General features: G+C 69.4%; 5 protein-coding genes. 1 reads left to right on the forward strand and 4 read right to left on the reverse strand.

Features of this window, described 5'->3' with window-relative positions:
* Window positions 1–106: 106 nt before the first annotated feature.
* From ACOJSN_RS07270 to ACOJSN_RS07280, 3 genes are read right to left on the reverse strand one after another with little or no spacing between them, the layout of a single operon-like run.
* Window positions 107–472 (reverse strand): DUF6507 family protein, encoded by a 366-nt coding sequence (locus tag ACOJSN_RS07270; protein ID WP_420111838.1) that lies wholly within the window; start codon window positions 470–472, stop codon window positions 107–109.
* Between the two features lie 10 nt (window positions 473–482).
* Window positions 483–818, reverse strand: coding sequence for a hypothetical protein (locus tag ACOJSN_RS07275; protein WP_420111839.1), 336 nt, complete (start codon window positions 816–818; stop codon window positions 483–485).
* The gene (locus ACOJSN_RS07280; protein ID WP_420111840.1) at window positions 818–1,846 is read right to left on the reverse strand and encodes a DUF6177 family protein; all 1,029 of its coding nucleotides are present in this window, start codon (window positions 1,844–1,846) and stop codon (window positions 818–820) included. The genes ACOJSN_RS07275 and ACOJSN_RS07280 overlap by 1 nt, the downstream gene beginning before the upstream one ends.
* Before the next feature lie 106 nt (window positions 1,847–1,952).
* Here ACOJSN_RS07280 and ACOJSN_RS07285 point away from each other — a divergent pair, with 106 nt between their 5' ends.
* Window positions 1,953–2,606, forward strand: a complete 654-nt coding sequence (locus tag ACOJSN_RS07285) for an ATP-binding protein (RefSeq protein ID WP_420111841.1) — start codon at window positions 1,953–1,955, stop codon at window positions 2,604–2,606.
* 79 nt (window positions 2,607–2,685) lie between these two features.
* On the opposite strand, the gene ACOJSN_RS07290 is transcribed toward ACOJSN_RS07285, so the two are convergent.
* On the reverse strand, window positions 2,686–2,914 hold a 229-nt coding region (locus tag ACOJSN_RS07290), incomplete at its 5' end, for a CsbD family protein (protein ID WP_420111842.1).

Below are 2,914 nucleotides of genomic sequence, written 5' to 3' on the forward strand. Positions count from 1 at the left end.
GTCTCGATCGCCGCGGTGTCGAGATCGTGCGCACGGCACGGGAAGTTCGACGGATTGATCAGCCCGCCGTCAGCGGTGCAGGCCTGAATCACGTCGTCGCCGGCCATCAGCCTTGGTACCCATTCTCGACGAAGTAGGTGAAGTCGCCGCTGGTCGCGGCTTCGATCGCCTTGGCTTGGAACGTGGCGGCCATGTCCTGCTGTCCGTTGTTGTAGGCGATGGTCGCGTTCGCGACGCCGACGCTCGCCGCGTTGATGCGGTTGCTGATGTTCGACAGTCTGGATGTCTGGTCCTCAAGCAGACCCTGGACCGCGCTCGGCACGTCCATCGTGACGCCGCCGCCCCAGGTCAGACCCTCGAAGATGGCGGTGAACTTCTCGTCCTTCAGGGCCTTCCCGAGGTCGCCGCTGTCGGTGTTGACGGCTGTCAGGATCTGCTGCACGCCGCCCGGGTCGATGTTCCACTTGCTCATGTCGGTCTCCTCACACCCGTTCCTTGATCACTCCGCCGACGGCGGCCGCGATCGCCTCCGCGATCCCGCGGCCTGGAGTGGGGTCGCCGGAGGGAATGTTCACCTCGGTCCAGAGGGCGAAGCTCGCCGGCGGGTCGACGACGGCGGCTGCGGCCTCGCGCGGGTGCGCCACCGGCCGTGAGGCGAAGATCGTGAGGACGGGGTTGGCGTCGACGTCGACGAGCTGCCCGATGTCACCTCCGCGATAGCTCACGTAGGTGCCCTCCGGGTGCGCGTCGGCGGCGGCGCGGACGATGCGGTCGGCGGTCACCTCGACATCCGAGAGCAGCACCAGCTCGGTGGCCATCAGCCGTTCCTTTCCTGCAGCATCATCGTGCGGCCGATCGCCTCGGGGCCGAGGTCCATCGCGAACGCGAGCATCTGCGCCCACATGCCGGCGTCGGGCGCACCGAAGCGCACGAGCAGGCTCGGTGTGCGCTTGCGGCCGAGCACGAGCACGTCGTGGCGTTGCCGCAGCTGGTCGATATCCGGAGCGAGATCATGCACCGCGGCCGGCCCGAGCAGCATCGCGACCGGCGTCTCCGGGCGGCGGGCGGCTGCGCGCTGGGTGGCTCCGGCGTCCAGCTCCGCGACCGAGACGAACGCGACCGAGGGCTGGAACGCGCCATGCACCGCGGAGAGCATCCGTGTCGCACGGTCGATGAGCTCGGCCTTCGCCGGCACGTAGTGCCCGACAGGCACACCACCCTTGACCAGTTCATGCACCCCACGCCGGGTCCGGCCGGCGCTGATCGCGACGAACGAGCCATCCGCAGTCCGGCCGTACGCCACGTCCGAGTCGGGCATGCTGCGGCGGATCAGCTCGGTGAGCGCGGCATCGTTCCAGTGCTCGGTCAGCGGCTCGACCGTTCCCCAGATGTCCAGCTGGCCGCCGCCGAGGCTGCCGACCACCTGCTCGGCCAGGGCACCCATGCTGAGCGAGTCGCTGACCCGGTGGTGGGCATACACCTCGAACATCAGCGCCGCGATCGAGTCGGTACGCGGCTGCCCGAAGCCCGGTAGTCGGCCTCGATCGGTCTGCGGTGGCGCCCAGAGGTCGGCGAACGAGGAGATCGCCAGGCCGCTCAGCCCGTCGTAGACACCGCTGTCATCGCGCACGGCCCAGACTGCGCCGAATCGGCCCAGCGCCAGGGTCGCGAGCGAGCTGATGCGCGCATCTGCGCGCGTCAGCAGGACCGGGCGCCGCCCCACCTCGGCCGTCGTCGTCAGGAACGTCGACAACGCCTCGGTGAGCAGCACCGAGCGGCCCGACGCGGCGTACAGGGCGTACTCCGGCGTCCACTCGTCGGCCACGGGGTTGACGGTCTCGATCATGACTCGCTAGCTCTCGGTTCGGGCGATGACTACGCATGAGCGTAGGTTCGGGCGCGCCGGTCAACAACGGGAAGTCCTCCCCATCGTCAGGCCCAATAATGAGTTGATGCCCCCAGGTTCGTCAGCGCACAGCGACCGTGACGGGCTCTTCGAGATCCCGGAAGGGTCGCGACGTCTCCCGCATCGGGTGGTGCTCCTGACCGGGCCCTCCGGTTCGGGTAAGTCCTCGCTGGTGCGCCGCCTCGGCGTGCCCACGGTCGCGCTCGACGACTTCTACTTCGACATCGACCGCCCCGGGATGCCGCAGCGGTACGGCAGCGTGGACTGGGACAGCCCCGCCTCGTGGGACCACGCCGGGGCGCTCGCCGCGCTGCTCGATCTGTGCCGCGAGAGCGAGAGCGGGCTTCCGGTGTACGACATCCCCACCTCCCGCCGGACCGGCGAGACCCGACTGGTGCTCGACCCGAACGACCCGATCATCGTGGCCGAGGGGATCTTCGCGGCCGAGCTCGTGGCGGACCTGCGCCGCGAGGACGTGCTCGCCGACGCCATCTGCCTCGTGCGGCCACGCCTGAGCACCTTCTGGTTCCGGCTGTTGCGTGACTTCGGCGAGAGCCGCAAGCCGCCGATCACGCTGCTGCGCCGGGGCAGCTCGCTGCTGCGGGCCGAGCCTGCGCTCGTGCGGGGCTGGGTGGCCAAGGGCTGCCGCCCCCTGTCCCCTGCCGCGGCTGAGGCCGCGATCTCGGCACTGCTGCCCTGAAGGCCCCCGGCTCGAGACTGCCGATACGGGTGTGCCCGGGGACCTCTGGGGTCCCCGGGCACACGAGTTCAGCTCCGGCTCACTTGCCGTCGACCTTGTCCTTGATCGCATCGATTCCGTCAGCGACCTTGTCCTTGACGTTCTCGAGCGCGTCCTTGGCGGCTGCGGCTGCCTGATCGCCCTTGCCCTCGGCCTTCAGCTCGTCGTTGCCGGTGATGGCACCGGCGGCCTCCTTGAGCCGACCGGTCGCGTCCTGAGTGGCGTTCTCCACCTTGTCACCCTGTCCCATGTCGGAACCTCCTTCTTCT

It is taken from the genome of Pseudactinotalea sp. (assembly GCF_048594945.1).
GTDB lineage: Bacteria > Actinomycetota > Actinomycetes > Actinomycetales > Beutenbergiaceae > Pseudactinotalea.